Origin of the sequence: Bacillus sp. RB3 (assembly GCF_030164735.1) — a bacterium.
In the GTDB taxonomy this organism is placed as follows: domain Bacteria; phylum Bacillota; class Bacilli; order Bacillales; family Bacillaceae_G; genus Bacillus_A; species Bacillus_A cereus.
In genome coordinates this window covers 1-21,574 of record NZ_JASNGE010000044.1, presented here as the reverse complement: position 1 = coordinate 21,574, position 21,574 = coordinate 1, and the positions used below count along the sequence as shown (strand labels likewise).

Sequence of the window (21,574 nt, the reverse complement as noted above, 5' to 3'; positions counted from 1 at the left end):
AAATCACCCCCTCATTCGAATGCGCGGATCTACTACGCCATATAAAATATCAGCAATTAAATTACCGAGAATTAACATGAACGATGATAACAATGTGATTGCCATAATAATTGGATAATCAAATCTAAAAATAGCATTCACCCCGAGCGAACCAAGTCCCGGCCATGAGAATACTGTTTCCGTAATAAACGCCCCGCCTACTAAACTTGGAATGGATAATCCGAAAATTGTAATGATTGGTATTAATACGTTTCGAAGTACGTGATTAAATAAAACTGTTTTTTTCGAAGCACCGTACGCATATTGAATTTGTACATAGTCTTCTTCTAATTGCTGAATTGTACTGGAACGAATATATCTCATATAAACAGAGACGTTTTGGAACGCTAGCACCATACAAGGTAAAATGCCGTGCTGGACAATATCCCAGACGGAATCTTGACCGACTGTGCGCATACCCATGCTCGGAAGAAGGTTCAACTTTAAAGAGAATAAGTAAATTAATAGTAAAGCGAACCAAAAGACTGGCATTGAAATTCCCACATAAGAGATAAAGTTCACAATGCGATCAAAGATAGAATTCTTTTTCACACCTGTAAGTAGTCCAAGTGGTATTGCGATTACAAATGAGACGAGTAAAGACGATCCCATTAAGCCGATTGTCGCAGGTAACCTTTCTACAATAAGATCTAGAACAGGACGATGGTTTTGAAGTGAATAACCAAAGTTCCCTGTTAAAATATTTTTTAACCATAAAATATACTGCATATAAATTGGTTGATCTAGCCCTAAACTTGTGCGAATACGCTCAACATCAATTGGACTCATATTCGGCGTGACAAAGTTTCGAACCGGATCGCCCGGTGCTAGTTTTATTAATAGAAAAGAAATAATAGAAATAACAAATAAAAGCGGAATTGCATTTAAAAGCCTCTTCCCAATTACTTTATACACAAACTTCCCCCCTCAAGGTAAAGTGAAACTTTCATTAGCCTACATCAATTAGGCTTTAACTTGATAAAGAAGCTGATTTCCACCAGCTTCTTTACAGTTTCTTATTTCACTTCATAAATCTTAGATAAATCTTCAAACATTGTGACAGGAATTGCTTTTGCTTCTTTCAATCCATCAAACTTTTTATCTACTGCAATAACTGCTTTCGGATACGCAATTGGTAGATAAGGTACGTCTTCTCTAGCTGTCTCTTGAATTTTATGGTATAGCTCTGCACGTTTTGTTTTATCTGTTTCAACTGCAGCTTCTTCCCATAACTTATCGAAATCAGCGTTTTTATATCGTGCATAATTGTATTCAGCATTACTTAAGAATAAGCTCTTATATGAATCTGGCTCAGGTCCCATTATGTAACCACCAAATGTAATGTCATATTCTTTATTCTCTTTATCTAGGCCTTTTTCGCTTGCCGCACTAGCATCTAATGCATTTAGTTCAACTTCTAAGCCAACTTCTTTTAATTTTTGTTGTGTATAAAGCGCTAAGCTTTCCATAATTTTATTATTCGTTACATACATCACACGTACTTTTTCTTTATCTTTCACGCCAGCTTTTGCTAATAAATCTTTCGCTTCTTTTTTATCATACTTATAGTCTTTAATATCTTTCGCATAATACATAGCGTCTGGCGTTAAGATTGAATTTGCTGGTTCTGCAAATTCACCCGAAACGAATGCTGAGTTAATCATTTCTTTTTTATCTAACGCATGCGCAATTGCTTGGCGCACTTCTTTTTTCTTCATCAAATCTGTATTCATGTTATAAGATAAGTAGAATAATCTACCTTCAGGGAATGTCACCATTGAGAAGTTCCCAGTACTATCTAGTTTTTTAAAGTCTTGCGGCTCAATCATTTTCATGTTGATTTGACCATTTTGCAGTGAAACATTTGCTGTATTACGGTCTTTTACAACGCGGTATACGATAGAGTCTAATTTAGCTTTCCCACCTACATAATCATCAAATCGATCTAATGCAACATACTCATCTGATTTATACTCTTTAAACTTAAACGGCCCTGATCCTACAGGCTGTAAGTTTTTCTTACTCTTCGCTAAATCTGCTTCCCCTTCAAATACATGTTTCGGAATTGGGAAGAAATCATTCATTACACCTTCGAAAGATGCGCTTACTTGTGGTAAAACGAATTGAGTTGTTAACTCATCTACCTTTTTCACCTCAAGCGGCTTTCCTTTAAAAATAAAGTTTTCACGACTTGAGCTATTTTGCTTCTCATCCAAAATAGATTGGAATGTAAATGCTATATCGTCTGATGTAATTTTCTTACCATCATGCCATTTCAAATTATCTTTTAATTTCAATGTCCACGTTAATTGATCTTCTGAAGGCGTAAAGCTCTCAGCAAGAACAAACTTTTTCTTACCGTCTTCCATATGATATAGCGGCGCATATAAAGCCTGCTGCACAGTTAATGACACACGATCATTCGCATAAAGCGGATTCATCGTATCTGGATTATCGCTAACACCAATCGTTAACGTTCCTCCATCTTTCGGAGTCCCTGATTTACTAGTGCCCGCTTGCTTCGAAGAATCTTTTTCCCCAGAACAAGCCGCTAATGCAATAAGTAGTATTAGAACAAATGGTAATGCAAATAATTTCCGTTTCATCTTTTGGCCCCCTCAAACTAGTTATACCCATAAGAAAACTCAGAATTAATCCCGAGTTTTCTTATAAGTTTTAAACTACCACTACCTGTATGTAAAGTCAAACTTTTTTGTAAATGTGGAAAGTTTGAAATCTACTAATACATTCTTGCCATAAAATATATTTATAAGGAGGATTAAAAAAGAAGACCACGAATAGGTTACCTCGTAAAATGAGTTAAAAAACTAGTAGCTTACAAAAAAACTCTAAAATGATTGTTATATATGACCGAAAATGTAGAATGGGATTAAAGACAAAAAACACATTTAGGAGGTTATCATGACATTTGATGAACTGAAAAAAAACAAACCAACAACCCAATGGATTGAGAATGATGAAGATGGGGAATTTTTCACTGAAGAAAATATAAGTGCAACAAATAAAGTTCTTGATACTTACATAAATAATTTAGAGCAATTGGGAAAAAATCCAACTGAAATTGAAATAATGCATGTTGTTAAAGAGGTTGTTCTTAACATAAATGAATTAAATGACGAACATGACTATTTTATCGAAACAATGGAAAGAGAAGATCTCTATGAATTTATCGATACAGCAGCACGAATAGCTGGTCTAGAATCTGAAGAAGACATAACAGAAGAATGGCGTGAATGGTAAAAAGTTGCACCTCTAATAATTAGAGGTGCAACTTTTTTCATACACCAATTGAATGAATGAATGAATGATGTGATGTCTGCGCAGAATTCATATATTTCAACATAATATTAAAAGGCTTCAATTATAAATACTAGCACACCCATCCTGACAAAAAAGACCACCAAAAAGCAGTCCCTCAAAACTCAATCTTATTACCTACTCCTTGCTCCACCGCTTTCTCATACAAATACTTCGCAACGATAATATCTACTACCGCCAAACCAACTGATTTGAAAATAGTAATCTCTTCATCATTTTCGCGTCCAGCTTTTTCTCCACTTATAATTTGACCAAGTTCAGCGTGAATGGCGTTTGCTTTGAATAGACCTTCTTTTATCGGAACTTGAAGGTCTCCTGTTTCGTCTAGTGCTGCTTCTTTTGATTCGACTACTACTTTGTTTGCTCCCGCGATGGCATGGGATGGTAGTTCTTGCATGTTCGGTTTGAATGAGCCGACGGCGTTTATGTGGACGCCTTTTTGTAGTTTTTCTGAGAAGACTGGTGTGGATGCGTTCGTAGTTGTGACGATGATGTCTGCTTCGCTTATTGCTTCATTTGCATTTGTGTGAACATATGCAGGTTTGTTGAATCTCTCTTGTATATATTCCGCAAATGCATACGCCTTTTCTTCTGTGCGATTGTATAAGATGACTTTTTCGATATCTCTAACCGCAAATATTGCTTCGGCAATTCCTTTCGCTTGTTCGCCCGTGCCGATAATGCATAAAGTTTTTGCGTTATGACGAGCTAAATATTTTGTCGCTACTCCTGATAAGGCGCCTGTTCGGATCATCGTTAAGTGCGATCCTTCTAAAAGTGCGAGCGGTTCTCCCGTTTGAAAGTCTGATAGCATCACAATCCCGTTTATCGTTTTCTTTCCTATCTTTTTGTTCTCTGGGACTACTGTTACTACTTTTAAGCCAAGTGCCTCAAGCCCTTCCGCTACTGAGGGCATAATTAATGCCGTATTTTTCTCGTTCGCAAATGGCAATGAGCCTCGAATTGGTGTGATCGTTCTTTCTGCGGAAAATTCTTTTAAAGCAAGCGCCGCGTATTCAATGACTTCGTTCATATTTACTAAGTTTCGTTGTTCGTTCGCGCTTATGACTAGCATATCTTTCCACCTCCTCCTCTTATCCTAACAAAAATCCTCGATTCAAATCATCTCTCGGGTCTACAACGAATTGATGAAATCCTGTAATAAAGGCATTCCCCGTTACTTTTGGAACGACAGCTTCATATGTATCTACTGCGGTTACCGACAATACTTCCCCCTCGAATTTCCCGTCAGTAATGCATTCATGGACGAAAATTTCTCCCTTTTGTAAAGCATCTTTTCCAAAAAGAGTTGTGATTCTTGCGGAAGTTCCTGTACCGCAAGGAGAACGATCTACTTGCCCATCAGCAAAGATTGTTACATTTCGTAAAGTTGCGTCTTCTCCTTTCGGTTCATCTGAGAAAATAACGCCGTATATCCCTTTTAATCCTTCTTCAAGTGGATGCTTCACTTCCATTTTGCTCTCGATGTAGTGCTTAATTTTACCGCCCCACGCTTGAATAGCAGATAAGTCTTTGAAATCGACTTTCAAGCCAAATTCTTTACAGTCTACTACCGCATAAAAAGCTCCGCCAAACGCGATATCTACTTGAAATTCATAGTTATCTATTTTAATAGGAACGTCTTTTTTGTATACAAAGGAAGGAACATTTTCAAATGATACGGACTCTACTTCGCTCCCGTTATATTTTGCATACGCAATGACTTCCCCAGCCGGGCTATCAATAATAAACTTTTGTTTTTCCCCCTTTACTTCAAACATACCCGTTTCAATTCCAACTGTAATAACAGCGATAATACCGTGCCCACACATCGTACTCCAACCTTCATTGTGCATAAATAATACGCCAAAATCAGCGTGAGCACTTGCAGGCGGGGTAATAATACAACCGTACATGCCGTGATGCCCCCTCGGTTCATACATAAGAACCTCACGAAGATGGTCCAAATGTTCCATGCAGTAGGCGCGTCTTTCCAGCTGCGTTTCTCCTTTTATTTCTGGCACGCCACCCGTAATAATTCGAAGCGGCTCCCCAGCTACGTGTGCATCAATCGTTGTATATATTTTACTAACCTTCATTTCGATCTCTCCCCTATATGTTGATACTATTTCCAACGCAAGTATCATGCCAAAGCGTATAGCATTACTTTTTTCAAATCCCCTCAGTAATGTGTATTCTTTTTTCAACAAATTCATATACAACTGTCTACTTTTTTATACACGGCTTGGACGTTACGTTATAAAACACCTCGATAACTTTGCAATTTCACTGGTATACACATGCAAAATTCCTTTTATCATTATTATTTTCAATGTAAAGTTACTTCGCTCCCAAACATATACTGTTCAAAAGCAAAAAGGAAGTGATCCCATGTATTACGGAACAAAGGGCTGGTACGTAGCTGAACTAAAAAAATTAGGCGTACGCTATCATGAAGGACGAAAACTAGAAAGTTACCGCGGACACATATTACGCAATTTATTAATCGCACAACAAGAGAAATTAAAAGAACAGTAACATTCTAATGTAACGATATCGGCGATTCTCGGAATATATCAGCGATTTTTTAAATTTATCAGCGATTCAACACAATATATCGGCGATTCGACATGTAATATCGACTTACCGACAAATTTCGCTAATTCATCTACCTAAACCACCAACCAATTACACATCAATACAAACAAAAAAGGTCACCCAAACGGGTGACCTTTCTTTCTTATTCACAAACAAGAATCTGTCTAGTAAATGATCCTTTTCTTGTAATACAGCGATCTGTAATTTCGAATCCTGCTTCATGGATCATGTCGTCCATTGTTTCCATCGTGACAACGACTACTTTTTTCGCGATGCGGCGTGCACTTGAGAGAATTGATAGTTGATCTTCTGGTGTGGCGTGCGTAAATAGGTCGTACGGCATATCAATAATGGCAACGTCGTAGTTCTCAGTAATTTCCTCGATCGGCCCTTTTGTTACTGTTCCTTCAAATCCGAAATGTGCGATGTTTTTTCTCGTTCCAAGAACTACAAGTGGATTTATATCTCTACCAACGATGTTAATCCCCATAGAAAGTGCTTCTACTACTACTGTTCCAATACCGCAGCACGGGTCAATTGCTCGTACTCCCTCTGGATTTGGTACAGCGATATTTGCAACTGATCTCGCAACACGTGTGCTAAGAGATGTCGAATAACTATGCGGTTTTTTTATGTGATGATACCAAACTGGTTCGCTTTCTACATAGTGCCCGAAGTACCAGCGTCCTCCAAGAGGAACAATCCCGAATACACGCTCTGGATTACGAACATCCGCTTCTCCTTCAATATGCATGCCGAGGTCTCTTTCAATAAGACGTCTTTCTCCATATTCAATTTTATTCTCTCCAACAAGGTCATTAATTTTAACGAAGATGACTTTGAACGTCGCTCCCGCCAAATCAATTTGTTCCACTTGTTTTAAAATGCTTTCTAAGTCGTCCCCTTCATACATAACTTCAATTCGCTCTTTAATAAACGCACTTCTACTCGGGTCAATTTTGACATCACTTTTTAAAATATTAACGTGGGACTCCATTCCAAAGAACGAGCGCATTTCCAAGTAACATAAAGCACGCTCCTCCTCACGAAATGCATACGTATATATACAGGCAGGTGTTTTACTATGATTATTCAATCTATTATCATCCTCTATCGTTTAAAATTGTTATGATTACAATTACTCAAATACTTTTCTTTTGTATATAAAATTAAATGATATCATATGCCGGAAATAAAGAGAAACGTTAATAAATAAAAGAGACTGCCAATGGCAATCTCTTATTATTTATTAACGGAAAGAAGACACGTTGTTACCCATTTCTTCATAGTAATCTAAAATACCTTGATAAATAGCTTCCGCTGCACTTTGTCTCTGCGCTGGTGTAGCTATTTTATCTGCATCACTTTTATTATCTACAAATGCTAATTCTGCTAATACAGCTGGCATTGTATTTTCTCTAATTACGTATAAATCGCCTTTTTTCACACCACGATCTTTTGTTCCCAGTGCATCTACAAGACGCTCTTGAATTTTTTCTGCTAGTAAACGACTTTCTGATACGTTAGGATTTGTTCCTCTTGCTGTCGCTGATTCATAGTAGAACGTTTCTGTACCTTGTCCATTTTTCTCTTCCGTGCCATTACCATGAATACTTACAAAAATATCCCCATTATTTTTTTGAGCAAATTCTACACGTTTCTTTAAAGAATCAGAAGCACTTGTTCCTGGACGTGTATCATCTGTACGAGTGAATAACACAGTAAATGGTGTCTTTTTCTCAAATATTTTCTGTAATCGTAGTGATACATCTAATACAGTTTCACTTTCTTTCTCATAATAACCTGGATTACCTGAATCCGCTCCACCATGACCTGGATCAATGATAATCGCTTTTCCTTCTAAGAAGTTACCTTGCTTCACTGGATTTAATTGATTTTTATTAACCCATTGGAAACCAGCGCCCATGCGGATACGAATCCAGCTGCCGTTCTCTTCAATAACAGTTACTTGTTGTGCGTTATGTGTTCCCATTACTTTTGAAGAAGAAGAAGCTTCTGCATAAGTAGTGAATCCTTCATTAATAACTTCTGTTTTCTCTACTAAAGGTGTCCATTTATCACCTTTACTTGTTGCAATTTTGATCCATCCATCTCGTTCTTCTTTAATTTCAACCATTTGTGGATTATGCTGATTTGCACTAATCCCAGAACTTAATGATGGTGCGTGATATGTAATGAATTTTCTATCTATGTACATTTTCTTTGTTTCTACTGGACGATCACTATTCTTGCTAAATTTATCTGTTTGCGCAGTAAGTTGAGCTGCTTGTTCACGCGTAATAGAATCATTCGGTTTCCAGCCATCCTCTGTACCTAACGAAAGTTTTAATTCTACTAAAATATTAACTTCTTCTTTACCCCAATGATTCTCTAAATCAGCAAATTTTGTAGGAACTGGTCCTGTTACTTTGCTTTTCAGATTATATGCTCTTACAAGCATAGCTGCCATTTCAGCACGAGTTACTTTTCCTTCAGGATCAAATACTCCTGGTTCTCGCCCTTTAATAATATTCTCTTTTTCCATGGCTGCAATAAATGAAGCTGCCCAACTATTTTTTGCATCATTATAAGACGGCTTTGCATTTGGATCTATTTTAGCACCAATTGCTGTTGCGATAATCTTTGCTGCCTGAGCACGTGTTAAATTTCCGTATGGCATAAAGTTACCATCTGGCATACCGTTAATTACATTTCTCTCTACTAAATAATAAATTGCGTCTTTTGACCACGCACTATCTGAAACATCAGGAAATTTCTTCGTTTCTGCTAAACTACTAATTGGATGTGCTAGTAAATTTGCTGCTAATAAACCTGCGGCTATTGCTTTGTACTTCATGAAAAATAAATCTCCTCTCAAAACTTCATATTCATACAATTTTTTTAATCAAGCTAACTAAAAAATATTAACTATTAATTAATCCCTTTCATAGTGTATAACATTATATATCTATAGTAAATACGTTTCCGGCCGTATAACAAAAATCGCATATATATAACTTATAATGAATGTATATAAAAAACTTTAATCAGCCCTCACCAATCGGGCTTTTACGGGCAGCCCGCCCCCATCTAACTTTTTTGCTTTCGCTGAATTTTGAGGTAGGAGTCTTACTGCCCGGCAAATAGCGGGATAAAAAAGCGATTAGGACATGTCTCCTAATCGCTTTGCCAAATAAAAAGCTGATTAAAAATAATATCTTTAATCAGCTCTCTATTATCTATGAAATTATTCTTCAATTAAATTAGACATTACATATGCATACACTAATGCTTCTGTATGCGCAATAGAACTTTCATGTGTACGTTCAAATGCGTGGGAAGAATCAATACCCGCTCCAATTAACGCATGTTTCACATCAAATCCCGCGTGAATCGCAGCTGATGCATCAGATCCGTAGTACGGATAAATATCTACTTTATATTCAATATGATTCGTTTTCGCAAGCTCTACTAAATGTTTGCGCAGTGCATAATGATACGGGCCGCTAGAGTCTTTTGCACAAATAGATACTGTATATTCATCAGATGCTTGTCCATCACCTAACGCTCCCATATCAACTGCTAAGTATTCAACAGTTTCTTCTGGAATGTTAGAGTTACCACCGTATCCAATCTCTTCATTATTAGAAATTAAGAAATGCGTCGTATATGGTAATGTTATGTTTTCATCTTGTAATCTTTTAATTAATTTTAATAAAATTGCAACACTTACTTTGTCATCTAAATGACGTGATTTTATGTATCCACTCTCTGTAATTTGAACGCGCGGATCAAATGAAACGAAGTCTCCTACTTCAATTCCTAATTCGCGTACTTCATCAGCTGAAAATACGCGCTCATCAATACGAACTTCAATATTTTTCTCATCGCGTTTTGCTTCACCTGCATCTTTATATACATGTACAGATGTTTGATGCATTAAAATTGTTCCTGTATACGTCTTGCCACTTGATGTTTCAATTTCGCAATATTCCCCTTCTACGGAGTTCCAGCGAAATCCACCAATCATAGAAAGACTCAGGCGACCGTCAGGCTTAATTTCTTTTACCATCGCACCTAACGTATCAACGTGTGCCGTTAATAAGCGGTGCTGTGCATCATTTTTCCCTTTTACCGTTAAAATAAGAGCTCCCTTATTATTACGTTTCGTTTCTACGTTCCACTCACTGACATAGTTTTCAATGAAATTAATAATTTTTGCTGTATTTCCAGATGGACTTGGAATAGAGACAAGCTCCTTAATCAGTTCCATCGTTTCTTTCGCATGATGTGCCATTGTCGTTTCCTCCTCTTTTTCTCTACTATTCAGTATACAAAATTCACCAGAAAACCTCTACTTATATAGCTTAATTTTCTAAATTGTAGTAAAATTCTTTTTAGTATATAAAAGGAGTTATAAAATATGAATATATCAAAAAAATATATACACATTGCACTCATTTGGTTTTTAGCATCATTATTTTGTTTACAAATCTCTTATGCCATTCACACTACTACTTCTATTACAATCGGCTGGATATTAACAGCTATCTTCTTCATTATTAGCTTCATTGCAACAAAAAAGCATAGCGTTACTCATTAACGCTATGCTTTTCCTATAAAACTATTCTTCTGAAACGTCTAATAAATAAATCCCTTTTTCAAATCCACCGCGCTCTACTTCTTTTTTCTTACGAAGGCGTTCTACATCTTCAATCGATGCACCTTCTGCACGTGCTAATGAAATGATAACTTCTAGCGCATCCGCAAGAGAATCTAGCGCATGTTCGCGTTCTTTCATAGAAGCAAATTCACGAATTTCTTCCGTTCCAATTTTCGCTAAAGCTTGTATGTATGCTTGCCCTGTTAATTTTTGTGCTGTATACGTTTTTCCAGACATTAAAATCTTCTCTGGAACACGATCTCTTACTAACTTGTTATATGCTGACATCATTCATCCTCCTATATTTAATAACATCCGAGCTCTGCTTTATAGAAAAACCATTTTTTCTTCACGCATGCACTTAACATATCAATTTCTGATTCATGTGCTCTTACAGGCGGAAAGAAATAGTGCTCTGAGTTTTCTTCCTTACCATATAGAGTTTGGTACTCATCTGGAATCGCTTCTTTTTTCACATCTTTTTCTTTCGTCACCCCGTCAAAAAATGCAACACTTGGATGTCCCTCAAAAAATAACGCAGTCCGAACTGCCAAAGATGGTGTACTATGCAAAGCAGAATATGTAAGCAAAATAATAGTGATAACACCGATTATTTTCTTCATGTATTACTCCTAAAAAAAAAGTGCTAACACAATTATACTAAAATGTGTTAGCACTTTCTCCCCTTTATCCCGAATTAACGAGCTAATAATCAGTGAGGAATGGACAAAATCCTCACTTCACTTTATTCCCCTTTAAATGCTGGTAAACGTTTCTCTAAAAACGCAGCAATTCCTTCTTTATGATCCGCTGTTTGTCTCATTGCATATTGACCACGCTTTTCTAATTGCAATGTTTGCTCTAAATTAGAGCGATTTACTTCACATAAAATTTGCTTCGTTTGAATCATTGCTTTAATCGGTTTTTGTGACCATTCATTAATTTTTTGTTTCACAGCCGTTTGGAAATCTTCGCCGATTACTTCATCAATTAAGCCGATATCAAGCGCTTCTGTCGCTGATAACTTCTTACCTTCCCAAATAATTTGCTTCGTCATATTTTCACCGACACGCTTTTGAAGGAAGAAATGACCGCCTCCATCTGGAATTAAAGCGATTCCAATAAAGTTCATTGCAATAACAGATGATATATCCGCCATTACATAATCAGCTGTTAACGCAATACTTAACCCAAGACCTGCAGTCGGTCCATGAATTGCACTAATAACAAGCTTTGGCATCGTATATAATGTCACGACAACTTCAGAAATGGTATTCATAATGCCATCAAACTTACTTTCATCATTACTTGAAAGCATCGATTTAATATCCCCACCCGCAGAAAAACCACGGCCGTTCCCACATAACACAACGATATGCGCAGAACTTTCCGCTACTTCTTTCAACTTTTGTAATAACTCTTTTAAGGTCAGCTCATCCAACGCATTTAACACCTCTGGGCGATTGACCATAACCGTTGCAACGTGGCCTTCATATTTCACAACGACAGATTCTGTTTTACTTGTTATTTCCATTATATATACCCCTCTTTTCTCCATAAAGATTATACTTATATAATTATAGAAAACCACTGAAAAATCCTTCTTTTTTCTCAATTTTCTGTCTAATAATCTCGCAATTTGTACATTTACCGTATAAAACATACAATTCCGTTGAAAAATATAGAAATTAAAGTCGGTTTATCGATGCTTTTCATCTATTTACCATTACAATGAAATGGTGTATTCTTAAGTTTGATAAAAAACAAATATTGAAATTCATTCGCCTTACTATGTAAAAAAGGCTTTATACCCATCTTTTGGGTGTTGTAATAAAGGAATGAAGAACTGGAGGAACATATGGTTAATAAGTTGAAACAAACGGATAACTACTTCCCACATTTCCTATTGCTATTCATTGTGTTTCAACCAATTTTAGATTTATTAACATCTTTTTCAATCTATATACTACACATGAGCGCAACAGTTGGAGTTGTAGTCCGTTTCGCCTTTATGCTTCTTGCATTAGGGTACCTACTTCTTCATCACAAACAACAAGATGCGAAAAAGTACATCCTCTATTTATGCTTACTCGGAATCGCACTCGCAATCAGTCTTGTAAATAATATGATGGTTAAATCTCCAGTTTCATTTGGAGAAGAAGTTAAATTCATCTTAAAGAGCGTATATCCAATTGTGCTACTCTTTGGATATATTATCGCCTTTAAAGAGCTAAAAAATAAAGAGTATGTATTCCATAAAATCATTACATATTTCTTATATGCAACTTTAATTTTAAGCATTACAATGATTGTCGCAATGCAAACTGGAACGGATTTCCCAAGCTATCCTCACTCAAAAATCGGTTCAAGAGGTTGGTTCTTCGCTGGAAATGATTTAAGTTCTCTTTTCGCCATTATGTTCCCAATTATTGTCTTATATTCGATTCATAAAACAACTTCTTTCTCGAAAATATATTACTGGATTCCAACAATACTTGCGATGTATGCAAGTATTATGGTCGGAACGAAAGTCGGATATGGCGCAATTGTTATTACATTAGGCGTAGCACTTTTCTTCTCATTCATTGAATATATGATAAATCGTAAAAAAGAAGGAAAAGGATTCACACATATTGTAAATACCGTTGTTGTCGCAGTTATACTAGGAGGTTTAATTGCTCTTACACCGCATACTCCTATCGCAAAAAATATGGGCATTCACATGCAAATATACGAATACAAAAAATCAGTACAAGAAGAGAAAGATCGAAAAGAAGGAAAAGTAATTAAAGCAGATCCAGAAGATGCAAAAAAACATGCAAAAGGTGAACTTACAGATTCTGAAGTAAAAAGTTTAATTTACAGTGATCGCGACAAATTCTTAAAAACATACAAACAATACTATAAAGACGCACCGCTTTCACAAAAACTATTCGGAATGGGTTACGCTGGTAACTACACAGATAAAATTAAATTAATTGAAATGGACTTCCATGACCTATTTTTCGCCTTTGGAATTGTCGGTTTCCTTATTTACTTAATACCTCTTCTATACTTTGGTATTAAATTATTTATCCGCATGATCACAAACTTTAAGAAAATCATGAGCGTAAAGTATATGCTATTAGCGAGCACACTCATTCTATCACTTGGCATTGGCTTTATGTCTGGCCACGTATTAACAGCGCCAGCCGTTAGTATTTTCTTCGTTGTTATACTCGCTTATATCATTGTTGATTTTGAAATTGAATAAAAAGAAGGTGCTACGAAATATTAGTAGCACCTTCTTTTTTATTTAATTAATGTTTTACGTATTCTAAACTTTCTTTTGCAATATACGCTTCTGTTACAGTAGGATTATCTGAAATAACTTTAACCCACGCTTTTCCATTTATTATCTCTTCACCAGTAACTGTGACAACTACATTTGTATTTAAACGATACAGTCGCTCATTTGATATACTAGGATTCTTTTTCACTTCCACGTTATTCATCACACGTGCAAGTTTGTACTTGTTGTATTCTTTTTTACCTAAATAAGAATCAAAACGGTTCATATGCCCCGCTACTTTTTTACCCCAGTTCGCATCAGATGCATATTTCGCATTTAAACCAGCAGCTTTATCACCTGTATATGTTGCTGTATAACGCCAATGTCCTGGATTTAAATATCCTTCATTCATGTATAATTTTGCTGCATGTTCAATACAATCTTCTTTTGAATTGAATGCTTCTCCGTTACCATACGGACTATCGTCTGTTGCTTTTAAACCAAATAAATTATTTTTGTCTTTTGCAAGAGCGCTTGTTCCATAATAACTTTCATGAATTGCTAATGAATATAAGAATAATGCATTTACATTATACTTGCTTTCTACTTCTTTAAATTTCTTTCCTAAACCAATTAATGGAGAGTCTGGTTTAATCGATTTCACATAACTATCTAGTTGTTCAGCTGTATAATCTGTTTTCGAACGTAATGATAAATAATTGAAATATTGATAGAAAGTTTCATCTCCAAATGTCTTTCCATCTACACTATACATTTGCTGTCCTTGCTTCATGAAAGAAGGTGCCACACCATATCTAAATTCTGTATATCCAGGTGAACTTGTATTATATGTATAATATTTATGGTATAAATATCCATCCGATTTCACATAATAAGACGACTGTTTCATTTCATTTGTAGGAATTAAAGTGATTTCATTCTTCTTCACATAACCTGTCAAACCAGAAAGTTGAACTTTCACACGATCTTCGCCAACTTCTAACACTTTCAATTCTGTTCCATACTGAATATACGTATATACTGTTGACAAATTCTCATCATAAATATTAATGATGTTTTGCCCAGTTATTCTTTTCGCACTTGCAAAACCATCTTTAATCCATAAAAATTCGTTCTCGTATTTTACCGCATTCATACCTTTATTTTGAGCAGCCGTAACCGCTTCTTTATACGTATTATAGCGCTCTACTTCTTGCTCTGTTCCGTTTTCTCTTACATTTGTCACAACATATTTCTTAGTTTCTACAGGATTGCTATTTCCGTTTTTTTCAATCGTCTGAAGCATGCGATCCAACATAGCTGAAGCCATCCCTCTTGTAGCTGATAAATGTGGTCTAAATGTATTATCTTCTGGATACCCTTTAATAATTTGAGTAGCCACCATAACTTGTACATGCTCTTTATAGTTAATACTATCTTTATCAGTAAAGGTAAGCGGACTTACAGCTACTTTAATATTTTTATAGTCTAACGCTCGCTTTACCATTATCGACATTTCTTCACGTGTAATCACATCATTTGGTGAGAATGTCTCGTTCGTACGACCATTAATAATTTTCGCTCCATATGCTCTACTTACACCATCATATAAACCGTAAGTCTTCGGCACATCCTCGAAATTCGAATCAGCTTTCGGTAAATTTAAAGCCCTTGCTATGAATGTAGCAAACTCTGCTCTTGTTACTAATTTATCAGGCGCATATACATTGTCTCCATACCCCATTAAAACTCCTTTAGTAATAAGTGAGCGCATATTCGTCTCAAACATATGTCCTGTAATATCATCATTTGCCGCATAACTTGAAATAGGAGTTAAAAGTAATGATCCCGTTAATGCCACTGCTGTTATACCTTTTGAAAAAGTCTTCAAGGTTATCCTCCTCGTAATCTACGAATTTATTATCACAAATTTGATTATATAATAATCACAATCATTTTAGCATAATAAATAGGAATTAAAATAAAACGTTTTTTAATTAGAATTTTCATTAAATTCAAAACAAAAATAAAAGACACTTTACTTTTTTAATAAAGTGCCTTTTTCCATATGATCAATGAGTTTCTTTGTTGCCTGTTTGCCTTGCAACCGAAGCTCATCTATTGTCAATTGTAACTCTTGCTGCACAGTTCCTTGTTGCATTAATTGCTTTTTCGCAATTTCATATAAATACTCAGCACTCCATTCGCCATCCACACTTCCTATAACTGGCTGATTCACTTGACTTAAAAACGAATCAATTTTCGGATCGTATGAAATCCCGACCATTGGAGTTTTGGCTACGGCAGAAAAAACAAGTGCATGAAGACGCATACCAATTAGTAATGAACATTGTGATAAAATGAATATTTTCTCGTCGATATCCATTTTATATGGAAGCATATACGTCTCTTCTCCCATTAAGTCTACTACTTCACGCGAAGCTTTTTGATCAAATGGCTCATGCATTGGAACAAATAGAATTTGGTATCCTTCTTGCTTTAATTTTTTTAATGCCGCAGCTAATTTTTTTATATAATCTTCTTTTGCATTCCAATAACGCACACTAACCGCGATTACTTTTCCATGTATCGAATGCTTTTGCAACCAATCCGATTGTTTTGTCCGTTTCCATGTTAAAACAGGGTCTGGAACAATTTCAATATCGTTTTTTATGCCAAGTTCTTTTAAATATAAAAACGAATCCTCATCTCGAACTGATACATAGGAAGCTTTTGACAAGTTCCATTTTACTAATAGACGATTATATCCTTTTGTAATTGGACCTATTCCTTGTGAATAAATATAATACGGCTTTTTTAATAATCGAGCGAGTCCCATAATACCCGTATAATATAGAATACTCTTCGTACTTGTCTGATCTTGAAGAAGGCTCCCGCCACCGCTAATAACTCCATCACTGTTTTTTATCGCATGATAAACAGCTTTTATATCCCAGCGATCTACCGATTCTACACCATACATTTCCTTTGTATATTTAGAATCATTTGATAGTACTACTAGTTCTATATCCGGGTTCTCTTTACTTAACGATTCAATAATTGATTGTAGAATCGCCTCGTCTCCAACATTATAAAAACCATAATATCCTGATAAGACTAAACGCACCCTAAATCTCCTCCAAAACTAGGTAACCGTTTATTTCATCTAACATAAACTAGTACCCATTCCTTACCTAAACACTTGATACCCTACATAGTTTCCTCTTTATCAGTTCATATGAATTATAATAAAAAATTAAATTTCTATATTTATCTTTTCAAAAATGGTATTTTGTTTATTGATATCCATTTTAATTTTAAAGCACATACACCATACAAAATGGTTGTAATACTTAATGCTATACCACTGAATAATAACGTCATAATTCTTGAAGTTGTAACATCTATCACATTACATAATTCATACAATCCTAGTCCCAAAATACATGCTATTGCTAGCACACCGAAAAAGCTTTTTAAATGAATAGAATAGGCAATATAGCTTCGAATATACAAATGATTTACAATACAAATCAATACGTAAGTAATTAATGTACTATACGCCGCTCCATCTATGCCAAACTTCTGCACGAACATCATGTTTAACATGACTTTCACACAACTCGCACCAATAACAATCCATGCAGCTTGTGCAGAACGGTTAATGCCCTGTAAAACACCTATTGATAATACCATAACCGCAGTAAAATACGAGCTGCCAATCATAACTGTTAACATACTACTGCCTTTTACGTCTGTGAACAATCCGACATTTAACGGTACGGTTAATGCCATCAACCATATTGTTAACGGTGCTGTCAAAACATGCGCTAGTCGATTTGTATTTTGAATTGTTATTTTCGCCAAATTTATATCTCTTTTGGCCAATGCGGAAGTTAAGAGTGGTATTAACGGAAATACAATTGCACTTGCAAAAATAACAATTATTTGCGTAAATGCAAAACCGCGACTGTATATTCCAAATTGTTCTTGAATTTCTGTTGATGATCCTTGTAATACATGCGGTATTGTAAGCGAGTCTACTAAATTTAAAAGTGGCATTGATAAAGCTCCGATAGCGATTGGGATCGATACCCGCAATATCTTTTTGCCGTTTTCTCTTAAATCTCGGAGCGAATAGGAATTGCTTTTATTGTAGTATGGACTTCTATTATATTTTATACGCAAATATATAAGCGAACTAATGACTCCAAGAAAAGAGCCAACCATCGCACCACTAGTAATAACAGTATTACTCTTATCCCATAATACTAGTATGTAAGCAATTATTAACATAAAAAACACACGTACAAATTGCTCAATGACCTGTGATACCCCTGTTGGTTTCATATCACCGAAACCTTGAAAATACCCTCTATACACCGCCATGTATGGCGCAATGAGTAATGCTAATGAAGTAATAAGCAACGGCATTCTAGTTTCTTGTCCACCAAGCATATTTGCAATTTCAATAGAAAATAATACAATGACTAAACAGCCGAAAACGCCAAATGCTATCCCAATAATTGACGCTGATTTAAATAATTTCGCAATTTCCTTTTGCTTATTTTTTTCGTTCAACTCTGCAATTAGTTTCGAAATTGCAAGTGGAACTCCGGCTACCGATAATGTAAGAGCAATCATATATACAGGAAAAACAAGGCGGAAAATACCGAGCACTTCATCTCCTGCAATATTTTGTAATGGAATTTGAAAAAAACTACCAAGCAATTTCGACAAAAAAGTTGTAATGGTTAAAATTGCTGCTCCTTTTACAAATGTTTTATTCATATTTTTTCTCTTTTCTTTTATACATATACTCTCAAACATATTGTTTCAAACGATAGGAATTCACTTTATCCCATTGGTTATCATAACAAATTTATTATAGGTTGAATACTTGGTTTTTTTTTCAAAATAGAAAAGCGAACCCATTTAAGCCTGTCTCTTCACAATATTTTTCTAATTCCTTCCATTATATATGTACACACTATAAGCGTTTCTGTTACGCCAAAAGAGCCCTTCCTCTCTGTCACTGCGTACATATTACTAAAAACATTATAAAAACATCCCACAACTCTACATTATAATTTATGTAAAATTGTGAGATATTCTAATTACTATCTAAACACTTAAGATTTTCAATTGCTCTTTCTGTTCATCGCTTGCCATTACTGCGATTGTTTTTTCAATACTCGGATGTACTTGCTCAAGCTTTACACTTGCTCCTACTTTATTTGATTGCTCAACAAAATTTAATAATGCCATAGCTCCTGATGCATCCATATAACGCACATCTTTCATACGTAAAACAACCGGTGACTTCACATCTTGTAAAGTAGAGAAAATACGATCTACTGATAGAAAAGAGAGCGGCCCTTGAATTGTGTACGTTTCTTCTTTTTCTTTTACGATAGAAGTTTTACGTTCTTTACATTTCACCATATATATGATGAACGAAAGAATAATACCGAAGGCAACAGCAATCATTAAATCGAACTTCACCGTTACAATCATCGTTACGAGCATAACAACGACATCACCTTTAGGAGCGACATGCATCTTTTTCATGCTTCCCCAATCGAACATTCCAATACCAGTTAAAATTAAAATACCTGATAATACAGCAAGTGGAATATATTGTACGACCGAACCAAGACCCATAATAAAAATAAATAAGATAACACTATGCATACATGCCGAAAGTGCCGTTTTACCGCCACTTCTTATATTCACGATAGACCTTACAGTCGCACCTGCACCTGCTAATCCACCAAACAATCCGCTCATCATATTACCGATACCTTGTCCAACGAGCTCTTTATTACTTTTATGACGTGTACCTGTCACATTATCCATTACGACCGATGTTAACAACGAGTCAATCGACCCTAACAAAGCAATACTAAGCGCTGGTAAAATAAGTGCTGCTATTCCTGTTCCACTTAAAGATGGAATATGAAGCGTAGGTATCGCTTCTGGAATGGTTCCAATCTTTTCAATTACTTTATTTAGTGAAAGATTTCCGATAATCGGTAACTTTACTGTAAGTCCTTCGAGTAGAGAAGAAAATAAAGGAAGCAAAGCTGTCACACCGACTAGTGCTACTAAACTAGACGGAATCGCCTTAATCCATTTGCCAGAAACAATCATTACAATAATCGTTAACACAACAAGTAGAAAACTATTTTGTACGTGTTTTATTTCGCCTAAAATAATGATTAATGCAATACCATTCATAAATCCTGAAACGACAGGATACGGAATATATCGAACGTAAGAACCGAGCTTACATACACCGAATAAAATTTGAAATAATCCTGCCATCATAAAGGCAATAAAACTTGCCTCTAACCCGTGCGTCGCAATAACTCCTGTTGCAATAACGGTAATCGGTCCAGTTGGCCCTGTTACTTGCCCAGGTGTCCCGCCAAATAACGCTGCGAATAAACCTGCAAAAATTGCACCATACAATCCAACAAGCGCTCCCTCAGACGTTCCTGTCGCAGCAATACCAAACGCAATCGCAAGTGGTAACGCAACAATCGCAACAGTAAATCCTGCTAAACATTCCTTTGCTATTTTTTGAAACATAAAAAAACCACCTTTGTATAAAGTCCATGTTCCATTGTACACCTAAAAAGATACATTCGTTAGCTCACTTTTTACATTCTCGTGACGTAAACGTATTCAACGAAAAGTTTTCCCCTTATCTTTGGAAACAATTGCAACTATGCTATAATGAACAAATTAAATCTTTTACTATATACTTGGAGGCACTATGCTAACTTTTGAAGAAAAATTATCGATTATTGAATCTTTCCCAGAACTAGAAAGAAAGAACGTATCATTAAAACGTGTAAACTTCCACTTTGAAGAAAGTCGTTTAGATAAAAAGAACGTTGTATTTCATTTACACCCAAATGGAAATGGATTTGTATATGCAAGCGGTATTAAAGGTTATAAAACAGATGATAAAGGTATGGTTAACATCCGTGAGTTTTCAGCAGAGGAGTTACGTTCAGTAATTGAGAAATCAATTGACCTTCTATCACAAGAAGAGGTAGTAGCACCTGTAGAACCTGCGAAAGAAGAAGAATGGCAGAACGAAGATGGTCATATTCTTACTCTTATTTCAGAGGATGACATGTGGAACGTGTACGCTGGTGTAAACTTAGACGGTACATTCAACTCTTATCCAGAAGCTGCGGAATACCTTGATGAAGAAGGCTTTTCACGCAAATAAAAATAGAAACCTATTTCATTCAACGACTTTTATAGTAATCAAAGAAGACACTTAAGGTGTCTTTTTTTGTTATATAAACTCCTTTCTCACACTATCTCTACTAATTTTCATAAAATGATTCAGAGGAGGTTTATATGAATACAACTGCTAAATTAATAAATTGGAAAGAACATGGCGATATGATTATTCTAGAATGTGAATTAAATGGAAAACGCTTCGAGATATCAACATATAAACAAAGAATATATAATGCACACCTTTTATCAGCTGACGTTTATATTCGTTTAGACTCATCTGATAATATAATTGGAATAAATATTTATAAAAAGTAAGAAAAGCCCCCTATTCTGAAGTGCACCCCAATTGTTAGACACAGTCTAACAATTGGAGGTGCATTTTTTATGGCTAAATTTTCTTC

At 35.5% G+C, this 21,574-nt stretch carries 20 protein-coding genes; 6 read left to right on the top strand and 14 right to left on the bottom strand.

The window, feature by feature from the left end; genetic code table 11:
* Positions 1–3: 3 nt before the first annotated feature.
* The gene (locus QO049_RS27985; protein WP_000278807.1) at positions 4–954 is read right to left on the bottom strand and encodes an ABC transporter permease; all 951 of its coding nucleotides are present in this window, start codon (positions 952–954) and stop codon (positions 4–6) included.
* Positions 955–1,055: 101 nt separating this feature from the next.
* Positions 1,056–2,645: an ABC transporter substrate-binding protein gene (locus QO049_RS27980; protein ID WP_000823579.1), complete on the bottom strand. Its 1,590-nt coding sequence runs from the start codon at positions 2,643–2,645 to the stop codon at positions 1,056–1,058.
* Between the two features lie 316 nt (positions 2,646–2,961).
* Between QO049_RS27980 and QO049_RS27975 the strand changes: the two genes are divergently transcribed.
* A complete protein-coding gene (locus tag QO049_RS27975) occupies positions 2,962–3,300 on the top strand; it encodes a hypothetical protein (protein ID WP_016109317.1) in 339 nt (112 codons plus the stop codon).
* A gap of 175 nt (positions 3,301–3,475) precedes the next feature.
* On the opposite strand, the gene QO049_RS27970 is transcribed toward QO049_RS27975, so the two are convergent.
* Positions 3,476–4,453, bottom strand: a complete 978-nt coding sequence (locus QO049_RS27970; protein WP_284489693.1) for an ornithine cyclodeaminase family protein — start codon at positions 4,451–4,453, stop codon at positions 3,476–3,478.
* 19 nt (positions 4,454–4,472) lie between these two features.
* A complete protein-coding gene (locus QO049_RS27965) occupies positions 4,473–5,477 on the bottom strand; it encodes a proline racemase family protein (RefSeq protein WP_284489692.1) in 1,005 nt (334 codons plus the stop codon).
* A 208-nt stretch (positions 5,478–5,685) separates the two neighbouring features.
* On the opposite strand from QO049_RS27965, the gene QO049_RS27960 reads away from it, so the two are divergent.
* The gene (locus QO049_RS27960; protein WP_074790672.1) at positions 5,686–5,916 is read left to right on the top strand and encodes a YflJ family protein; all 231 of its coding nucleotides are present in this window, start codon (positions 5,686–5,688) and stop codon (positions 5,914–5,916) included.
* 202 nt (positions 5,917–6,118) lie between these two features.
* On the opposite strand, the gene QO049_RS27955 is transcribed toward QO049_RS27960, so the two are convergent.
* From QO049_RS27955 to QO049_RS27945, 3 genes are all read right to left on the bottom strand, one after another.
* Positions 6,119–7,072 carry a TRM11 family SAM-dependent methyltransferase gene (locus QO049_RS27955; RefSeq protein ID WP_001059308.1) on the bottom strand — a complete coding sequence of 318 codons (954 nt, stop codon included), beginning with the start codon at positions 7,070–7,072 and terminating at the stop codon, positions 6,119–6,121.
* A 153-nt stretch (positions 7,073–7,225) separates the two neighbouring features.
* Positions 7,226–8,833: an N-acetylmuramoyl-L-alanine amidase gene (locus QO049_RS27950; protein ID WP_000875323.1), complete on the bottom strand. Its 1,608-nt coding sequence runs from the start codon at positions 8,831–8,833 to the stop codon at positions 7,226–7,228.
* Positions 8,834–9,223: 390 nt separating this feature from the next.
* On the bottom strand, positions 9,224–10,273 hold the full coding sequence (locus QO049_RS27945; RefSeq protein WP_098218672.1) for a M42 family metallopeptidase: 1,050 nt from the start codon (positions 10,271–10,273) through the stop codon (positions 9,224–9,226).
* A 126-nt stretch (positions 10,274–10,399) separates the two neighbouring features.
* Here QO049_RS27945 and QO049_RS27940 point away from each other — a divergent pair, with 126 nt between their 5' ends.
* Positions 10,400–10,579, top strand: coding sequence for a hypothetical protein (locus QO049_RS27940; RefSeq protein WP_001027083.1), 180 nt, complete (start codon positions 10,400–10,402; stop codon positions 10,577–10,579).
* A 21-nt stretch (positions 10,580–10,600) separates the two neighbouring features.
* Here the strand turns inward: QO049_RS27940 and QO049_RS27935 are convergent, their stop codons facing one another.
* From QO049_RS27935 to QO049_RS27925, 3 genes are all read right to left on the bottom strand, one after another.
* Positions 10,601–10,927 carry a nucleoside triphosphate pyrophosphohydrolase gene (locus QO049_RS27935; RefSeq protein ID WP_063220038.1) on the bottom strand — a complete coding sequence of 109 codons (327 nt, stop codon included), beginning with the start codon at positions 10,925–10,927 and terminating at the stop codon, positions 10,601–10,603.
* Positions 10,928–10,944: 17 nt separating this feature from the next.
* Positions 10,945–11,262 (bottom strand): hypothetical protein, encoded by a 318-nt coding sequence (locus QO049_RS27930; RefSeq protein WP_246962114.1) that lies wholly within the window; start codon positions 11,260–11,262, stop codon positions 10,945–10,947.
* A 122-nt stretch (positions 11,263–11,384) separates the two neighbouring features.
* Complete coding sequence (locus QO049_RS27925; protein ID WP_139310384.1) at positions 11,385–12,197, bottom strand: enoyl-CoA hydratase; 813 nt, start codon at positions 12,195–12,197, stop codon at positions 11,385–11,387.
* A 300-nt stretch (positions 12,198–12,497) separates the two neighbouring features.
* Between QO049_RS27925 and QO049_RS27920 the strand changes: the two genes are divergently transcribed.
* A complete protein-coding gene (locus QO049_RS27920; RefSeq protein ID WP_246962111.1) occupies positions 12,498–13,892 on the top strand; it encodes an O-antigen ligase family protein in 1,395 nt (464 codons plus the stop codon).
* A 46-nt stretch (positions 13,893–13,938) separates the two neighbouring features.
* Here QO049_RS27920 and QO049_RS27915 read toward each other — a convergent pair whose 3' ends face one another.
* The 4 genes from QO049_RS27915 to QO049_RS27900 all read right to left on the bottom strand — a co-directional run bounded on the left by QO049_RS27915 (position 13,939) and on the right by QO049_RS27900 (position 20,504).
* Positions 13,939–15,801, bottom strand: a complete 1,863-nt coding sequence (locus QO049_RS27915; protein ID WP_000847506.1) for an S-layer homology domain-containing protein — start codon at positions 15,799–15,801, stop codon at positions 13,939–13,941.
* Between the two features lie 147 nt (positions 15,802–15,948).
* Positions 15,949–17,037 carry a polysaccharide pyruvyl transferase CsaB gene (gene csaB / locus QO049_RS27910; protein ID WP_001241591.1) on the bottom strand — a complete coding sequence of 363 codons (1,089 nt, stop codon included), beginning with the start codon at positions 17,035–17,037 and terminating at the stop codon, positions 15,949–15,951.
* A gap of 143 nt (positions 17,038–17,180) precedes the next feature.
* Positions 17,181–18,701, bottom strand: a complete 1,521-nt coding sequence (locus QO049_RS27905) for a putative polysaccharide biosynthesis protein (RefSeq protein ID WP_087874979.1) — start codon at positions 18,699–18,701, stop codon at positions 17,181–17,183.
* Positions 18,702–19,034: 333 nt separating this feature from the next.
* Positions 19,035–20,504 (bottom strand): SulP family inorganic anion transporter, encoded by a 1,470-nt coding sequence (locus tag QO049_RS27900; protein WP_284489691.1) that lies wholly within the window; start codon positions 20,502–20,504, stop codon positions 19,035–19,037.
* 187 nt (positions 20,505–20,691) lie between these two features.
* On the opposite strand from QO049_RS27900, the gene QO049_RS27895 reads away from it, so the two are divergent.
* Positions 20,692–21,156, top strand: coding sequence for a hypothetical protein (locus QO049_RS27895; protein ID WP_000954998.1), 465 nt, complete (start codon positions 20,692–20,694; stop codon positions 21,154–21,156).
* Between the two features lie 134 nt (positions 21,157–21,290).
* On the top strand, positions 21,291–21,488 hold the full coding sequence (locus QO049_RS27890) for a hypothetical protein (RefSeq protein WP_001098258.1): 198 nt from the start codon (positions 21,291–21,293) through the stop codon (positions 21,486–21,488).
* Positions 21,489–21,574 lie beyond the last annotated feature (86 nt).